At 60.0% G+C, this 16334-nt stretch carries 17 protein-coding genes; 11 read left to right on the top strand and 6 right to left on the bottom strand.

Translation table 11 applies throughout. From position 1 onward, the window contains the following. The first annotated feature begins 29 nt into the window (after positions 1-29). Positions 30-551, top strand: a complete 522-nt coding sequence (locus tag GSQ82_RS19475; protein ID WP_158793956.1) for a peptidylprolyl isomerase — start codon at positions 30-32, stop codon at positions 549-551. 80 nt (positions 552-631) lie between these two features. Here the strand turns inward: GSQ82_RS19475 and GSQ82_RS19470 are convergent, their stop codons facing one another. The 5 genes from GSQ82_RS19470 to GSQ82_RS19450 form a co-directional block, all read right to left on the bottom strand. Continuing rightward, positions 632-1597, bottom strand: coding sequence for a glycosyltransferase family 2 protein (locus GSQ82_RS19470; RefSeq protein WP_256370104.1), 966 nt, complete (start codon positions 1595-1597; stop codon positions 632-634). A 114-nt stretch (positions 1598-1711) separates the two neighbouring features. Beyond that, positions 1712-2641: a malate dehydrogenase gene (gene mdh / locus GSQ82_RS19465; protein WP_158794231.1), complete on the bottom strand. Its 930-nt coding sequence runs from the start codon at positions 2639-2641 to the stop codon at positions 1712-1714. A 167-nt stretch (positions 2642-2808) separates the two neighbouring features. Beyond that, positions 2809-4209, bottom strand: a complete 1401-nt coding sequence (locus tag GSQ82_RS19460) for an NADP-dependent isocitrate dehydrogenase (protein WP_158793954.1) — start codon at positions 4207-4209, stop codon at positions 2809-2811. A gap of 87 nt (positions 4210-4296) precedes the next feature. Continuing rightward, a complete protein-coding gene (locus GSQ82_RS19455; RefSeq protein WP_254061787.1) occupies positions 4297-5055 on the bottom strand; it encodes an SIMPL domain-containing protein in 759 nt (252 codons plus the stop codon). Between the two features lie 140 nt (positions 5056-5195). Beyond that, complete coding sequence (locus GSQ82_RS19450; protein WP_158794229.1) at positions 5196-6626, bottom strand: glutamine synthetase family protein; 1431 nt, start codon at positions 6624-6626, stop codon at positions 5196-5198. A 331-nt stretch (positions 6627-6957) separates the two neighbouring features. Between GSQ82_RS19450 and GSQ82_RS19445 the strand changes: the two genes are divergently transcribed. Further along, a complete protein-coding gene (locus GSQ82_RS19445; protein WP_158793953.1) occupies positions 6958-7881 on the top strand; it encodes a carbon-nitrogen hydrolase in 924 nt (307 codons plus the stop codon). A gap of 142 nt (positions 7882-8023) precedes the next feature. Next, on the top strand, positions 8024-8797 hold the full coding sequence (locus tag GSQ82_RS19440; RefSeq protein ID WP_158793952.1) for a glucose 1-dehydrogenase: 774 nt from the start codon (positions 8024-8026) through the stop codon (positions 8795-8797). A 185-nt stretch (positions 8798-8982) separates the two neighbouring features. On the opposite strand, the gene GSQ82_RS19435 is transcribed toward GSQ82_RS19440, so the two are convergent. Further along, positions 8983-9375, bottom strand: a complete 393-nt coding sequence (locus tag GSQ82_RS19435; protein ID WP_158793951.1) for a tautomerase family protein — start codon at positions 9373-9375, stop codon at positions 8983-8985. Positions 9376-9849: 474 nt separating this feature from the next. Between GSQ82_RS19435 and GSQ82_RS19430 the strand changes: the two genes are divergently transcribed. The 8 genes from GSQ82_RS19430 to GSQ82_RS19395 all read left to right on the top strand — a co-directional run bounded on the left by GSQ82_RS19430 (position 9850) and on the right by GSQ82_RS19395 (position 16300). Next, entirely contained in the window at positions 9850-10899 is a 1050-nt protein-coding gene (locus GSQ82_RS19430; protein ID WP_158794228.1) for an agmatine/peptidylarginine deiminase, read from the top strand. After that, positions 10896-11222: a hypothetical protein gene (locus tag GSQ82_RS19425; RefSeq protein ID WP_158793950.1), complete on the top strand. Its 327-nt coding sequence runs from the start codon at positions 10896-10898 to the stop codon at positions 11220-11222. Before GSQ82_RS19430 ends, GSQ82_RS19425 begins: the two co-directional genes overlap by 4 nt. A 2-nt stretch (positions 11223-11224) precedes the next feature. Beyond that, positions 11225-11845 carry an HD domain-containing protein gene (locus GSQ82_RS19420; RefSeq protein ID WP_158793949.1) on the top strand — a complete coding sequence of 207 codons (621 nt, stop codon included), beginning with the start codon at positions 11225-11227 and terminating at the stop codon, positions 11843-11845. 2 nt (positions 11846-11847) lie between these two features. After that, complete coding sequence (gene tadA, locus GSQ82_RS19415) at positions 11848-12339, top strand: tRNA adenosine(34) deaminase TadA (RefSeq protein ID WP_158793948.1); 492 nt, start codon at positions 11848-11850, stop codon at positions 12337-12339. 29 nt (positions 12340-12368) lie between these two features. Then, on the top strand, positions 12369-13142 hold the full coding sequence (locus tag GSQ82_RS19410; RefSeq protein WP_158793947.1) for an SDR family NAD(P)-dependent oxidoreductase: 774 nt from the start codon (positions 12369-12371) through the stop codon (positions 13140-13142). Between the two features lie 200 nt (positions 13143-13342). Beyond that, positions 13343-13597: a glutaredoxin domain-containing protein gene (locus GSQ82_RS19405; protein WP_158793946.1), complete on the top strand. Its 255-nt coding sequence runs from the start codon at positions 13343-13345 to the stop codon at positions 13595-13597. 135 nt (positions 13598-13732) lie between these two features. Further along, positions 13733-15034, top strand: a complete 1302-nt coding sequence (gene purB / locus GSQ82_RS19400) for an adenylosuccinate lyase (RefSeq protein ID WP_158793945.1) — start codon at positions 13733-13735, stop codon at positions 15032-15034. A gap of 201 nt (positions 15035-15235) precedes the next feature. Further along, a complete protein-coding gene (locus GSQ82_RS19395; RefSeq protein ID WP_158793944.1) occupies positions 15236-16300 on the top strand; it encodes an SDR family oxidoreductase in 1065 nt (354 codons plus the stop codon). Positions 16301-16334: the final 34 nt, after the last annotated feature.

The following is a 16334-nucleotide window of genomic DNA, read 5'->3' as shown; positions in this document are numbered from 1 at the left end:
CTTTCATCAACCTGCAAGGAGAATCTGAAATGCCTACCAAACCCGGCACCTACGCCACCTTTAAAACCTCGGAAGGAACCGTCGTCTGTGAACTCTTCGAGAAGGACGCACCCGAGACCGTAGCCAACTTCATCGGCCTCGCCGAAGGCACCAAAGAGTGGAACAGCCGCAGCAAAAAAGGCAACAAGCTCTACGACGGCACCATCTTTCACCGCGTCATCCCCCAGTTCATGATCCAGGGCGGCGACCCCGAAGGTACCGGCATGGGCGGCCCCGGCTACAAGTTCGCCGACGAGACCAAGGGCTCCAAGCACGGCTTCCAGGAAAAGGGTAAGCTCGCCATGGCCAACGCCGGCCCCAACACCAACGGCAGCCAGTTCTTCATCACCGTAGCCGACACCAGCTGGCTCACCGGCAAGCACACCATCTTCGGCGAAGTCGTCGAAGGCTACGACATCGTCGAGAAGATCAGCAAAGTCAGCAAAGACGGCATGGACCGCCCCAAAACCCCAGTCGTCCTCGAGTCCGTCACCATCGAACGCGTAGCCTAATCAGCTCCGCATCAATCTATCGCAACGCCGAAGGCCCGCTTATCCAAGAGGGCCTTCGGCGTTGCACAGAACAAACGAACTCACTGCTTGATAAGAGACTTTGCCAACAACTTAGCGATCGGCAAAGGCATCCTCGAGATCCATACCTTCAAACGCATCTTCGAATCCAGAAGCGACGGGTCAGCCATCGCCGTCAAAGAGACCACCTCGTTGAAGTCAGATCGCCGAAACGCATCATAAGCAGCCGCTACGCTACGAACCTCAATCTCCTTCTCGATCAGCCCTCGCGTGCCATCGTTGATTGGATGGTGATCCAGTGCAAATCTCAAAACTTCAATCTGCCCTCGTATCGTCTTATAGTTGTCGCCGGAGTAGTTCGTCTGATGCTTCCGCACTCCAACCACCGCCTCCCGCACCACCCCTATCGGAGGAGTCATCACACATCGCAGCGTAAACTCAAGATCTTCAGAGGGATTCTTGCCAAGCTCCTCCCTGAAGCCCCCTAGTCGACGAAACATCTCCCGCGAAATCGCAATCGTCGAAGGCCAGATAGGCTGAAACTTGAGCAGCTTGTCATAAATCGAGTCTTGCAACTCGAAAGGGCCAAGGCCCTCCGGAACAGCGGGTAGAAGAAAATCTCCACGCGCATCCTCAAACTTGGTCTTATCCGACCACACATCGTCCGTCACAATAGAGAAGTTGGTAAACGAGTAGTGCAGCTCTGGATTCTTCCTGTGCAGCCCCATCTGCTGCTCTAATTTATCGCTCCGCCAAAGATCGTCATGATCGCAAAACGTCAGATACTCTGAAATCGCAAGCGACGCGGCCGCATTCCTTGCCCGGCAGATCCCGCCATTCTGCGCGAAGTGATACTTAACCCGGCTCCCCATCCGCAAGACGACCTCTCTGGTATCGTCCGTGGATCCGTCATCAAAGACGATCACCTCTGCCGGAGCGTACGTCTGCGAAAGAATAGAATCCAGTGTCGCAGGCAAAAACTTCGCGCCATTAAACGTAGGCACTAAAACGCTCACAGAGGGATTCATCCGCCTGATTATATCCGGCGACGACGCATCTCTCGCCCAAACAACAGTGCCACTCCGAAGAGTGGCACTGTTCTAGCATCGAGCCTAGGCAAATCGATAGACCCTTCGCCGGCTCTACGCCACACCAATCACCGTGCAAAGCTCCTTCACCGAATCCGCGCTCTTCTGCAGCGCAGCCTGCTCCTCGGGCGTCAGCTTGATCTCGATAATCTGCTCCAGCCCCTTCGCCCCCAGCTTGCAAGGCACGCCGACATACAGACCCGAGATCCCATACTCTCCCTGCAGGTAAGCCGCGCAAGGCAGAATCTTCTTCTTGTCCTTCAGAATTGCCTCAACCATCTCCACCGCAGCCGCACTCGGAGCATAATAAGCTGAGCCCGTCTTCAGGTGCTTCACAATCTCCGCGCCGCCATTGGCCGTACGCGTCTCCAGCTCCTTCAGCCGATCCGGCGCAATCAGCTCCGTAATCGGAATCCCAGCCATCGTCGAATAGCGCGACAGCGGCACCATCGTATCGCCATGGCCGCCCAGCACAAACGCCGTCACGTTCTCCACCGATACCTTCAGCTCCTCCGCGATAAACGTCCGGAACCGTGCCGAATCCAGCACGCCAGCCATCCCGATCACGCGCTCACGCGGCAGCCCCGCATGCTTGAACGCCGTCTGCGCCATCGCATCCAGCGGATTCGACACCACAATAATGATCGTGTTCGGCGAAGCCTTTACCACCTCACCCACAACCTTCGACATAATCCCATGGTTCGTCATCAGCAAGTCATCACGGCTCATCCCCGGCTTACGCGCAATCCCCGCCGTGATCACCACAATGTCCGAGTTCGCCGTATCCGCATAGTCATTCGTGCCTACAATCGAGACGTCCCGCTTCTCAATCGGCATCGCCTGCAGCAGATCGAGCGCCTTCCCCTGCGGCACACCCTCGACCACATCCAGCAGCACTACGTCCGCCAGCTCCTTCGCCGCGATCCAGTGCGCAGCCGTCGCTCCCACGTTACCCGAACCTACAATCGTTACCTTTTTACGCATCATCTCTCCCTTATCGTCCCATCGTCCCGCAGGAACTCTCACTGTCTATTTTAGAGTCAGCAAAGCCACCCATGCACTAACATCGCCCACCGCGTACGAATACCGCACACTCCTTGAATCAAACCACTGCGGACGGCCCTGCCCACCGCAGAGCCTCCGCACCCCGTCTACATATTCTCAATCATCCGACTCGCAAACTCACTCGTCTTCGCCTTCGTCGCACCCTGCATCCCGCGCTCAAAGTCATACGTCACAAACTTCTGCGCAATCGTCTTCTCCATTGAACTCTCGATCAGCCGCGCCGCCTCCGTCCAACCCAGAAAGTCGAACAGCATCACGCCCGAAAGAATCACCGACCCCGGATTGATCACATCCTTATCCGCATACTTCGGCGCCGTCCCATGCGTCGCCTCAAACACCGCAAACCCATCCCCGATATTTCCCCCCGGAGCAATCCCCAACCCCCCTACCTGCGCCGCCGCCGCATCCGAAATATAGTCGCCATTCAGATTCGTCGTCGCCAGCACGCTGTAGTCCTCAGGCCGCAGAATAATCTGCTGAAAGATCGAGTCCGCAATCCGGTCATTCACCAGAATCTTGCTCTTCCACTTCCCCCCGCCATGCGAGTCGCCGATCGAAGCGACAACCTGCTTCACCTCGGCAATAACCTCTTCGCCAAACTCCTTCGCCGCAAACTCGATCCCCGGCTCAATCAGCGCCGCATTCTCCTCCGCCGTCAGCTTCGGATTCGCCTCCAGGTTCCCCAGAATCCAGCTCTCCCGCTCCGTCACCGTCTGCTCGCGAAACTCCTGCGAAGCGACCTCATACCCCCACTCGCGAAACGCCCCCTCGGTAAACTTCTGAATATTTCCCTTATGCACCAGCGTCACCGTCTTGCGCTTGTTATCCAGCGCATACTGAATCGCCGCCCGCACCAGCCGCTTCGACCCCGTAATCGAGATTGGCTTCACCCCCACACCCGAGTCCAGCCGAATCTTCTTCTTCGTCCCCTTCAACATGTCATCGTTCACAAACGCAATGAACTTATCGGCCTCAGGCGTACCCTGCCGAAACTCGATCCCCGCATAGATATCCTCCGTATTCTCCCGGAAGATCACCACATCCAGCTTCTCCGGATGCTTCACCGGACTCGGCACACCCGCGTAGTACTTCACCGGCCGCACGCACTGGTACAGATCCATCAACTGCCGCAGCGCCACATTCAAGCTGCGAATCCCACCACCCACCGGCGTCGTCAGCGGTCCTTTGATCGACACGCGAAAGTCCACCGTCGCCTTCACCGTATCATCCGGCAGCCAATTCTTCGTCTGCCGATAAGCCTTCTCCCCCGCCAGAACCTCATACCACTTCACCGACCGCTTGCCGCCATACGCCTTCGCTACCGCCGCATCGAACACCCGCTGCGAAGCCTTCCAGATATCCCGCCCCGTCCCATCGCCCTCGATAAAAGGAATAATCGGATGATCGGGAACCGTAAACTTGCCATTGCTGTATTCGATCGCCTGTCCATCTGTCGGCACTGAAATTCCGTTATAGCTAGCCTGCATGCGTGTCGTCTCCTCGTGGAATCGTCAAGAACGGAAGGCTACCATTCGCCGAACACGAGTGGCAACGACACAGCGCCACCCGTGCGCTTATCGAACAAGATAATAGTCCACCGTCGCCACCACCCTTACCTTCTTCATGATGCTCGCATCCCCGCTATCCCCACCGCCGCTTCCATCGCCCGTCGAAATGCTATCGGCAGCCGAGATAGAAAACACCCCCTGGCTCGCCGAACGAATCGCCCCCACCTGGCTCCCCGAGTCCGCCGCAAACCGATTCGCTGAATCCCTCGCATTCCGCGTCGCCTCCGTAATCATGTCCGGCTTCAGCGCATTCAACCCGTTGAACTTGTACTTGATCCCACCCTGCCCATTGTTGTCCCCCACCACAATCCCCGCCTGCACCAGCTCCGCCGTCTTCTCCCCCGCCTTCGCAATCTTGTCCACATCGCCGGACTGCACCGTCACCGTCTGCTCCACGATATAGCGCGGCCCCGTATTATTCCCGCCGTACTCATTAGCCAGCTTGTCCGTCACCTTAATCTGCCCCACCGAAATCTCGCCCGGCTTCACCCCCTGCGCCGCAAAAAACTTCAGCACCGTGTTCTTGTCCTCTTCACTCTTCGCAAACACCTGCGGCAGATCGTTCCCCGCCTCTTTGAACATCACCGGCCATATCGCCGTATCCGACTTCACCGTTCGCTCCACCAACCCCTTCACCGTCACATAACGGTCCCCCAGCTTGATGTCCTTAATCTCCGTCCCCAGCACCCAACCACCCACCACCAGCCCAATCAGCAGGCAAATCCCCAGCACACCCGCAGGCGCCATCCACGAAGACCGTTCCATATCCAAGACGAAACCCTCCATCCGCACAACAGCAGCAGAATGCAGCACCAATCCCCTCATGTCAACGAGGAACTGGCTCCCCAAAACAGAAAAGCCCCCGCACCATCGCGAGGGCCTTCCATAAAACAAGCAGCAACGATCTAGAAGATATTCCAGAGCAGCTGGTTGTACACATCGTGATGGAACTGCACCTCAGGCGCCTTCACAATCGTACCCAGCAACCGCGCGCAGCGATCCGCCGAAGCCTGCTTCAGATCCGCATACCGGCCCTTCACATCCTCGCCCAGCAGCGTCGTCGTCCACTCCGCACCGCGGAAGTTCTCAAGCGCCGTATACACGTTGTCCGGCAGATACCGCTCCGCCTGCCGCAGGTTCTTGATCTTCGACGTCTCTCCATGCAGCCCGCTCTTGAAGATCGAGTACAGCACCAGGTAAGGATTCGCATCCGGTCCAACCGAACGAACCTCCACCCGCGCCGACTTCTCGTTCCCAATCGGAATCCGCACCATCGACCCGCGATCCGTCGCCGAAGCCTTGATCTGGTTCGGAGCCTCAAAGTGAGGATCGAGTCTGCGATAAGCGTTCACACTCGCATTCAACAGCAGGCAGATATCGTTGCCGTGCGTCAAAATCCGATCCGTAAACTGCCACGCCATCTTCGAGATCTTCTCCTGCCCATTCGGGTCCCAGAAGAGATTCTTTCCGTTCTTCGTAATCGAGACGTTCGTGTGCATGCCGCTTCCGTTCACGCCTACCACAGGCTTCGGCAGAAAGCTCGCCGTCATGCCCATCTGCGTCGCCACCTGTCGACAGATCAGCTTATACAGCTGAATCTGGTCAGCCGCTGCAACCACCTCGCCATACGTATAGTTAATCTCGAACTGCGAAGGCGCAACCTCCGGATGGTCCTTCTCGTTCTCAAAACCCATCGCCCTCTGTACTTCCGCCGTCGTGTCGATAAACTCGCGCAGCGGATCGCCCGGCAGCGAGTGGTAGTACCCGCCCTTATTCACATACTCGAACAGGCCCGTCTCGTGATAGCTTCGCTCCGCATCGATGCCCTCGAACAAGAAGCCTTCAATCTCGTTCGCCGCGTTCAGCGTGTATCCCTGCTTGTCGAACAGCTCCTTCGAGAACTCCTTCAGCACGCCGCGAATATCCGCGCTATACGTCCCGCCGTTCTTGTCGATCACCTCGCCGAACACCATCACCTTGCCCGCGCCAAACACATCCGCCGGCACCCAGTAGAACGCGCTCCAGTCGATCGCCAGCCGCAGGTCGCTCTCCCGCTGTGCCGTAAACCCGCGAATCGACGAGCCGTCGAACGTCAGGTTGTCGAAGCTCTTCACCAGAAACTTCTTGTCGTAGTCCAGCATATGCAGACGGCCTTCGAGATCGCTGAAGAGCACCGTCACAGCCTTGATCCGCTTTTCGTCGGTCAGGTACTTGATCCGCTCTTCCTGAATCACATCAGCAGCCACGCGCTTCTTACGCTGTTCCTTGGCCTGCAGGTTCAGGTCCTCAAGTTCGCCGTACGAAAGCTCCAGAAAATCACGAAATTCGCTCAAAATACACTCCTTCTGCAATAAAATACGCGTCGACTGCAACTGCCGGGAAAGATGTTTTTAGGTGAATGGAAGCAGGGCGCGCCCGATCGTCGATCTGACAGCTCTACCCCTCAAAACTAACAGAAAATTCACTCAGAAAAAAGAGAGATCGGCCCTTCAACGCCTCTACTGGAAGAACGAAGCGCGATTCAACGATCCATCAGCCAGGCCCATGAATCTTTACCCAAACAAAATCCTCTAATATTAAGCAGCGTGCTAGCGTCAACCCATCGCACCGCAACGCCCTGACAAAGACTAAAGATCCTCCCACACCTATAAACTAGGAGAGATAGCCATGGCCAAAACGACCCCCAACAAAAAGATCGCCCTCATCCAGATGTCCTGCGCCCCCGACACCGCCGCCAACCTCGACAAGGCCGCCGACCGTGTCCGCGAGGCCGCCCGCGCCGGAGCCAACATCGTCTGCCTCCCCGAACTCTTCCGCGCCCAGTACTTCTGCCAGCGCGAAGAGCACTCCCTCTTCGACACCGCCGAGTCCATCCCCGGCCCCTCCACCGAGCGCCTATCTGCCGTCGCCAAGGAAGAAAAAGTCATCGTCATCGCATCCCTGTTCGAGCGCCGCGCCCCCGGCCTCTACCACAACACCGCCGCCATCCTCGAGTCCGACGGCTCCATCAAGGGCATTTACCGCAAGATGCACATCCCCGACGACCCCCTCTACTACGAGAAGTTCTACTTCACCCCCGGCGACCTCGGCTTCAAAGCCATGAAGACCACCCAGGGCGACATCGGCACCCTCGTCTGCTGGGACCAGTGGTACCCCGAAGCCGCCCGCGAGACCGCCCTCCGCGGCGCCAACACCCTCTTCTACCCCACCGCCATCGGCTGGCACCCCAGCGAAAAAGCCGAGTACGGCGAAGCCCAGTACTCCGCCTGGCAGACCATGCAGCGCGCCCACGCCATCTCCAACGGCGTCTACGTCGGCGCCGTCAACCGCGTCGGCTTCGAGCACGGCGACGTCATCCACAACGGCGTCGAGATGAAGGGCCCCGAAGGCGCAGGCCTCGAGTTCTGGGGCGGCAGCTTCATCGCCGACCCCTTCGGCCGCGTCATCGCGCAAGCCAGCCACGACAAAGAGGAGATCCTCATCGCAGAGATCGACCTCAAGCTCCAGGAAGACACCCGCCGCAACTGGCCCTTCCTCCGCGACCGACGCATCGACGCCTACGGAGGCATCACCAGCCGCTTCATCGACTAGGGTCCTGATCGCGTCTTCTCACAGAGAAACGGGAATATGTTAGCCACCTGAGTTATCTATCCACTCGGGTATGCATTGGCTGGCGCGCCAATGGATCGGAGACACGATGAGCTCCGGCGTCAAAGCCACGAAAGGAAGCTCGATGAGACTCAAAGGTAAAGTTGCACTGATTACAGGCGGCAATAGCGGCATTGGCCTGGCCACAGCGAAACGCTTCATAGAGGAGGGCGCGAGCGTCGCAATCACTGGTAGAAATCAGGAGACGCTCGATGCCGCAACGCTGGAACTCGGCCCCGAATCCCTCGTCATAAAAGTGGACGTAACCGACCGCAAAGGCATGAAAGAGGCTATCGCGGAGATCGTGGAGCGGTTCGGCAAGCTCGATATTCTCTTCGCCAACGCCGGAATCGGCCCACTCACTCCACTCGGCAGCACTTCGATAGAACTCTTCGAACAGATTTTGAGCGTCAATGTGACCTCGACCTTCTTCATCGTGCAGGAGTGTCTGCCCTATCTCAACGATGGCGCTTCCATCATCTTCAACAGTTCGGTCCAGAACGTGAACGGCAGGCCTGGCCTGTCTGCCTATGCAGCAAGTAAAGCGGCTATCAGAACCATGGCGCGCGTCATGGCCTCTGAGCTCTCGCCCCGCGGAATTCGAATCAATGTAGTCACACCAGGTTCGGTGGATACCCCGATATGGGATGCGGCCACGACCAGCCCTGAAGAAAGAGACACTCTCTTCAGGAATGTCGAAAGAGCTATCCCTCTCGGACGAATGGGCGACCCTCTGGAAGTGGCCAATGCAGTCGTCTTCCTCGCCTCGGATGAGGCCTCTTTCATGCAGGCAAGCGAGCTCGTCATCGACGGCGGAGCAACCGGCGCACCGATGGGAGCGCCCATCTACAACCAGTAGAGCCCACTCCCGGACTCCCCTTCATGCAGTCTCATCGCATGAAGGGGGCATCCGAGCCTGTACGAAATTCAGTTCAGAAGATGGTAGAAAGCCGCAAAAACCAAAGCCTGTAGCACATCGACCAACCTCACCTTAGGCTCCGTACAACCGTCGTGCCTAACTCCGCCACCACGTCTGTCGCGTGACTAGCTCATCACGACTGGCGGCGCAGTTCGACCGCCACCAAAGGAGCTATTGGCGCGATCGATCTCCCCGAAGAACACCATAATATCGTTCGGATCAGTACCCGCAGCATCGAGCGCTTCGACCAAAGCTGCCAGCAGACGCCTCTTCTTATCGGCGTCAGTCCCCGACGACACAAGGACCTCGATCATCAACATCTTCTCCGTCCTGGGCTTCGGCAACCCAGGATAGTAAAGATCGACCCTCAGGTCGTCCTGCGCAAGACAGAGAAAACGTTGGAACATGTCGTCGGCGGGATATCCTGCCTTCACGCTCGCCTCATGGATGGCACGAGAGATCACATCTTTTTCGTCAGCGGTTCTGTCCGCCTTCATCGTCACGGTAAACAATGGCATGAGAGTCTCTCAATCATAAAAGATTCCATCACCAACCCACACCGCCGGACGGTCGACACTTCGAATTGCACCAGCAGCAATCCTCCTCCCATCAAAGAGCCTCGTAACCCCGTCATGAGCGATATGCGCGAATCGTTCAACCCAATCCCCGTCAAGCCCCAAACCAACCAAACCTCTCTCCAATCAGACACATCCAAGCGACGCAGTAGTTCCACCCAACCAGCTATACTTAAAAGAGATCGAGCCTTTCGTAAAGCCCCAAACGAAAGCCCCCATCCACGAGTCCCGCAGTTCATTCAAATGTCATTCAAACTTGATACGTTGCCGTGAACCTTCCGGCAGCCGCATCCAGGTCCAACACTAAGCCACTTGGATGGAAGACTTTACACACTTTATGCACGGGGAGGGGTATACCCTCCCAAGAAGGAGCACCACGCCGTGAGCGACACCAACCCCACGCCGACCCACTACCGCATGCCCGCCGAGTGGGCACCCCACGCCGCCACCTGGATCGCCTGGCCCCACAACGCCGAAGACTGGCCCGGCAAATTCCAACCCATCCCCTGGGTCTACTCTGAAATCGTCCGCCACCTCTCCCGCGTCGAAGACGTCCACATCCTCGTCAACGACCAGGCCGCCGAAAACCGCGCCACCAGCCTCCTCCGCCGCGCCGGTGCCAACCTCGCCCGCCTCCACTTCCACCAGTGGGCTACCGACCGCGTATGGCTCCGCGACTCCGGCCCCATCTTCGTCAAAAACTCAAAGGGCGACCTCGCCGCCACCAACTGGAAGTTCAACGCCTGGGCCAAGTACGACAACTGGCTCCGCGACGACCAGATCCCCCTCCACGTCGCCCACCACTACGACATCCCCCAGATCCGACCCGAGGTCAAACTCCCCAACGGCACCACCCACCGCTTCGTCCTCGAAGGCGGCAGCATCGACACCAACGGCGCCGGCCTCCTCCTCACCACCGAAGAGTGTCTCCTCTCCAAGATTCAGGAGCGCAACCCCGGCCTAGGCGACGAAGCCGAGACCCGCGCCTGCCTCGAACACGCCTTCCATGAGTACCTCGGCATCGAAAAGACCCTCTGGCTTCACAAGGGCTGCGCCGGCGACGACACCCACGGCCACGTCGACGACATCACCCGCTTCGTCGCCGAAAACAAGATCCTCACCTGCGTCGAACCCAACGTCCACGACGAAAACCACCTTCCCCTCGCCGAAAACCTCGACCGCCTCCGCAACTTCCGCAACCTCGCAGGCAAGCCCTTCGAGATCGTCGAACTCCCCATGCCCGCGCCGGTCCTCTTCGACAACCAGCGCCTCCCCGCCAGCTACGCCAACTTCTACATCGCCAACGGCCTCGTCCTCGTCCCCACCTTCAACGACCCCAACGACCGCCACGCCCTCAACATCATCGCCGCCTGCTTCCCCGACCGCGAGATCATCGGCATCCACGCCGTCGACCTCGTCTGGGGCCTCGGCACCCTCCACTGCCTCAGCCAGCAGGAGCCCGCATGAGCACCTGGCCGCCCCCACCCGATCTTGATTCATTAAAGGAACTATTCGCAACGGCAGACATCGAAGGTTTAATTGCTGATGACTCCCCGCTCGACGAGTACGACCCTGAAGCAAAGCACTTCTACGAAGCAACCATCGGCCTCCCTAGCACCGGGTTCGCCGCAGAACAGATACTCCCGCTTCTGGAGCAACTGTGGATCAAACAGTTCACGTTGAACGGAGAGCAACTCGCTCAACGCCGCCCAGCCATCGAAGCCCTGGCCCAGCAGATCGCCCGCTTCTTCGGCCCCGAAGCCCAACCACTCACACGCGAGACTAATTAAAGATGTCGAACCAGACCTACCGCAACGCCCTCGAAACCTACATCGCCGCCCAAGCCAACCCGACCCACAAGTTCGGCCACCAGCCCCGCCTCTACGCTCTCACAAAACAGATCGGCGCAGCACTGGATCCAGCCCTCACCTACGACGACGACGTAGTCTTCGCCGCCGTCTGGCTCCACGACCTCGGCGTCTTCATCGGCCATCGCCCCGAAGACGAGGAAGCCCTCAAAGCCTGGGACCACGTAGCCTACATCACCGATCGCGCCCCCGCCATCCTAACCGAGTCCGGCTTCCCCGAAGAAAAGATCCCCGCCGTCCTCGAAGTCATCCGCACCCACCAGCCGCAAGACACGCCCCTCACCCTCGAAGCCACCATCGCCCGCGACGCCGACATCCTCGAGCAGCTCGGCGCCATCGGCATCACCCGCACCCTCGCCAAGCTCGGCAGCGACACCCGCTTCTGCACCTTCACCAAAGCCCTCCACGCCCTCCAGAAGCAACTCACCACCCTCCCCACCCAGCTCCACCTCGAACCCTCAAAAGCCCTCGCCGTCCCCCGCGTCGCCATCATGCAATCCTTCATCGCCGCACTCGAATCCGAAGCCGGCTCAAACCTCTACTAGCCATGCCAGACATCGACTTCATGCACGCCGCCATCGCCGAAGCCCACGCCGCCGAAGCCGCAGGCGAGGTCCCCGTCGGCGCCATCGTCGTCCACCAGGACAAGATCATCGGCCGAGGCCAGAACCGCGTCCTCCGCGACTCCGACCCCACCGCCCACGCCGAGATCGTCGCCCTCCGCGCCGCCAGCCTCGCCCTGCAAAACTACCGCCTCAATCACTGCACCCTTTACGTCACCCTCGAACCCTGCGCCATGTGCGCCGGAGCCATCCTCCACGCCCGCATCGCGCGCCTCGTCTACGCCGCACCCGACCCCAAAGCAGGCGCCTGCGGCTCCGTCCTCTCCGTCATCAACCACCCCCAGCTCAACCACAAAGTCGAAATCACCCCCGGCCTCCTCGCCGACGAGTGCGGCCCCATGCTCTCCAACTTTTTCATCAAACGACGTGGAAAGAAGATCCTGAACCAGCATCCAACAGAATACGAAGATCTATAAAACCAGCGTTCGATAGAGGAACCCACCAAATGTCAGGTCGTCTCGCAGGAAAAGTCGCCATCGTCACCGGCTCAGGCTCCGGCATCGGCCAGGCCATCGCCATCCGCTTCGCCAGCGAGGGCGCATCCGTCGTTGTCGACTACCGCAACCACCTCGACCAGGCCCAGGAGACCGCCTCCAAAGCCGAAGCAGCCGGCGGCAAAGCCATCCTCGTCAAAGCCGATGTCAGCAACCTCGCCGACACCCAGAACCTCGTCGACCAGGCCTACGCCCAACTAGGCCGCTGCGACATCCTCGTCAACAACGCCGGCATCGAAAAGTCCGCTGCCTTCTGGGACGTCACCGAAGCCGACTACGACACCGTCCTCGACATCAACCTCAAAGGTGCCTTCTTCCTCACCCAGGCCTTCGTCCGCCGCCTCCGCGACGCCAAACAGCCCGGCCGCGTCATCAACACCAGCTCCGTCCACGAAGACATGGTCTTCCCCAACTTCTCGACCTACTGCGCCTCCAAGGGCGGCATGCGCATGCTCATGCGCGACCTCGCCGTGGAACTTGGCCCACTCAACATCACCGTAAACAACATCGCCCCCGGCGCCATCGCCACTCCCATCAACACCAAGATGATGGCCAACAAGTCTCAGCTCGAAGCCCTCCTCGCCAACATCCCCCTCGGCCGCATGGGCACCCCCGAGGACGTCGCCGGCGTAGCCCTCTTCCTCGCCTCCGACGACGGCGCCTACGTCACCGGCTCCACCTACTTCGTCGACGGCGGTCTCATCCGCAACTACCACGAGCAATAAAACCGCCTGCGCGGCGAGCGACCACTGCGTGGTGGCATCACGCTTCGCAAAGCCCTCCCGTTGGTCGGGGTGGAAAGTTATCGCCGACCAACGGAAGGCCCAGCCGAAGGCGATATACCCGTCACGAAGTGACCGCCCTCCGCGCAGGAGGCCCGTCCGGCAGGACAGCACCCCCAGCAAACAAGCTAAAATAAAGCTCTATGGACCTCACCCTCTACTCCGCCGCCTGGTGCCGTGACTGCCGTGAAGCCAAGCGCTTCCTTTCCACCCACAACATCCCCTACAAAGAGATCGACATCGAGAACACCCCCGGCGCCGCCGACCTCGTCATCGCCCATACCGGCAAGCGCGCCATCCCCCAGTTCGTCATCGACGGCAAGTGGGTTCAACCCTACAAACCCGGCGAAGGCTTCCTCTACGACGAAATGTCCCAGCTCCTCGGCGTCGCCAAATAATCCATCTCCTCGCGCGACCGTCTCTGACGAACCACTAGCCGCAACTTTTGCCGTTGCTTTTTTGTTTGTCATCTCGCAGGGATCTGCTGTTGCTTTTACCGTCGCTGCCGCCGCTCTATAAAACGAAGGAATTCCATGATCACCCGTTACACACGCCCCGAGCTAGGCCGCATCTGGTCCGACGCCAACAAGTACCAATGCTGGCTCACCGTAGAGATCGCCGCCTCCCAGGCCCTCGCCAAGTTCGGCCTCGTCCCCCAGTCCGCCGCCGACGCCATCCGCGACAAGGGCGCCTTCACCGTCGACCGCATCAACGAGATCGAAGCCGAAGTCCGCCACGACGTCATCGCCTTCACCACCACCGTCGCCGAGCACATCAACTCCCCCGAAGACTCCCGCTGGCTCCACTACGGCCTCACCAGCACCGACGTCGTCGACACCGCCCAGTCCCTGCAACTCAAAGAAGCCTCCGCCATCATCCGCGCCGGCATCGTCGCGCTATCGGAAACATTAAAAAAACGTGCGATAGAGTTCAAGCACACCCCCATCATCGGCCGCACCCACGGCATCCACGCCGAACCCTCCACCTTCGGCCTCAAGCTGCTCCTCTGGTACTCCGAGATGCAGCGCAACCTCACCCGCTTCGACGCCGCCGCCGAAGACCTCCGCGTCGGCAAGCTCTCCGGAGCCGTCGGCACCTTCGGCCATCTCAAGCCCGAGCACGAAGAAGCAATTTGTAACCAACTCGGTCTCAAACCCGTAGCCATCGCCACGCAAGTCGTCCAGCGCGACCGCCACGCCGCCTACGTCTCAACCCTCGCCGTCCTCGCATCCACTCTCGACAAGATCGCCACCGAAGTCCGCCACCTCCAGCGCACCGAAGTCCGCGAAGCCGAAGAGTTCTTCAGCGAAAAACAAAAGGGCTCCAGCGCCATGCCCCACAAGCGCAACCCCATCACCTCCGAACAGATCAGCGGCCTCGCCCGCGTCATCCGCTCCAACGCGCAAACCGCCTTCGAAAACGTAGCCCTCTGGCACGAGCGCGACATCTCCCACTCCTCCGCCGAGCGCGTCATCCTCCCCGACTCCACCATCCTCGCCGACTACCTCCTCGCCAAGACCGAGAACCTCATCGCCAAGCTGATGGTCTACCCGGCTCGCATGCTCAAGAACCTCGAATCCACCGGCGGCCTCATCTTCTCCGGCCAGCTCCTCCTCGACCTCGCCGAATCCGGCATGTCCCGCGAAGACGCCTACCGCCTCGTCCAGACCCACGCCATGAACTCCTGGAAGAACGACCTCATCTTCCGCGACGAGATCGCCAAAGTCCCCGAGATCACCGCCCGCCTCTCCCCCGAAAAACTCTCCCGCGCCTTCGACTATCACCGCCAGCTCGCCAACGTCGACGCCATCTTCGCCCGCGTCCTAAGCGAATAACCACCACCGCCGCGCCGTTGTCGTGCGTTTGCTGTTGCCGTTGCCCGCCCTTTTGTTTGTCATTCCGCAGCGAAGCGAAGGAATCTGCTTCTACCGTCTCCCACCGCAACGCCTCCCCGAAGCATGCCACGCACCCAACTGCACCCACCATCATCCAATCCCCAGACTCTTAGCTCGACCCAGAGAAACCAGAGGAACAAGATGCCCCCCACAGCCCTAATCGCCGGAGTCACCGGCATCGTCGGCAACAACCTCGCCCACCAACTCCTCTCCAAAGGCTGGCACGTCCACGGCCTCGCCCGCCGCCCCTCCGCCGACATCCCCGGCGTCAACTTCATCGCCGCCGACCTCCTCGACCCCACCGCCCTCCGCACCGCCGTCGCCGCACTCAAACCCACCCACGTCTTCATCGCCACCTGGCTCCGCCAACCCACCGAGAAAGAGAACATCCGCATCAACAGCGCCATGGTGCGCAACCTCCTCGAAGCCGTCTCCCCCGCCGGCACCCTCCAGCACGCCGCGCTCGTCACCGGCCTCAAACACTACCTCGGACCCTTCGAAGCCTACGGCAAAGGCACCCTCCCCGCCACGCCCTTCCGTGAAGAACAGCCCCGCCTCGCCATCGACAACTTCTACTACGCCCAGGAAGACGAAGTCTTCGCCGCCGCCGCCCGCCACCACTTCACATGGAGCGTCCACCGCCCCCACACCATCGTCGGTTACGCCCTCGGCAACGCCATGAACATGGGCGTCACCCTGGCCGCCTACGCCACCCTCTGCCGCGAGACCAATCGCCCCTTCCTCTTCCCCGGCTCCGCAGCCCAGTGGAACGGCCTCACCGACATGACCGACGCCCGCCTCCTCGCCCGCCATCTCGAGTGGGCCGCCACCACCCCCGCCGCCCGCGACCAGGCCTTCAACGTCGTCAACGGCGACGTCTTCCGCTGGAGCTGGATGTGGTCCCGCCTCGCCCAGTGGTTCGGCATCGAACCCGCACCCTTCCCCGGCCACGGCACCCCGCTCGAGCAACAACTCGCCGACGCCGAACCAATCTGGCGCGACATCGCCCACCGTCACCATCTCGCCGAACCCGAACTCAACCACCTCGCCTCCGCCTGGCACACCGACGCCGACCTCGGCCGTCCCATTGAAGTCGTCACCGACATGAGCAAGAGCCGCAAGCTCGGCTTCCTCGACTACCAATCCACCGACGACAGCTTCTTCGACCTCTTCACCCGCCTCCGCCAGCAACACATCATCCCATAGAACCAACAACCCACCTTGTTCCCAGCCCCACCCC

The sequence above is a fragment of the Granulicella sp. L60 genome (genome assembly GCF_009765825.1).
Classification (GTDB): Bacteria; Acidobacteriota; Terriglobia; order Terriglobales; family Acidobacteriaceae; genus Edaphobacter.
Note: the sequence above shows the minus strand (reverse complement) of the source record. Positions and strands in the feature narration are given on the sequence as shown.